The organism is Alcanivorax sp. HI0083 (assembly GCF_001635175.1).
The window spans coordinates 1-855 of sequence record NZ_LWFX01000314.1 but is presented as its reverse complement, the minus strand read 5'-3'; the positions used below and the strand labels follow the sequence as shown (position 1 = coordinate 855).

Below are 855 nucleotides of genomic sequence, written 5' to 3'. Positions count from 1 at the left end.
TTCCACTGCAGTTTTCCAAGGTCTACACCGAGGGGATCAGCCGGATTACCACCGAAGACGTGGCCAGCGCCGCGCATTTCGGATACCGCATCAAACACCTGGGGATCGCCAAGGACACCGGCAACGGCATCGAACTGCGTGTGCACCCGACCCTGATTCCCAAGGAAACCATGCTGTCTGCCGTCAATGGCGTGATGAACGCCATCATGATCGATGGCGACGCGGTGGGTCCCACCATGTTCTACGGCGCCGGCGCCGGTGCCGAGCCGACGGCTTCCGCTGTCGTGGCTGACATCATTGAGCTGGGCCGCGCACTGACCGTGGACCATGACGAGCGGGTACCGTATCTGGGCTTCCACACCGACCAGATGTCCGATGAGCCGATTCTGACCATCGATGACGTGTCCTGCAGCTTCTACCTGCGCCTGCATGTGCAGGACAAGACCGGCGTGCTGGCCGACGTGACCCGCATCCTCAGTGATAACAATGTCAGCATTGATGCACTGGTACAGCGTGAAGTGGACCAGGGCCTGGTGCCCATCGTGATGATGACCCACGTGGTGCGCGAAGGTGACATGAGCGCCGCACTTGCCAAGATCGGTGCCCTTGAGGCCGTAGATAGCGATATAATGCGTATCAGGGTAGAGACGCTGGACGCTTGACGCCCGATGCCGGACGTCGCTGTTTGAGCGTCCGGCTTCATGCATCTGGCTTCTGGCGCGCCGTTTAAAGTGACCACATTCAAGAACCGCAGAGCCTGGCTTAGAGGCTTTACACTAGCAGCAGAGACCAAAACCATGCCTTTTCGTGACCGTTACACCGGCCTCATCAACCGTTACCGTGACCACCTGCCGG

The 855-nt window shown here is 59.5% G+C and carries 1 protein-coding gene; it reads left to right on the top strand.

Annotated elements, in window-relative coordinates; all coding sequences use genetic code 11:
• On the top strand, positions 1 to 662 hold a 662-nt coding region (locus A3754_RS03320; RefSeq protein WP_156496737.1), incomplete at its 5' end, for a homoserine dehydrogenase.
• Between the last annotated feature and the right edge of the window lie 193 nt (positions 663 to 855).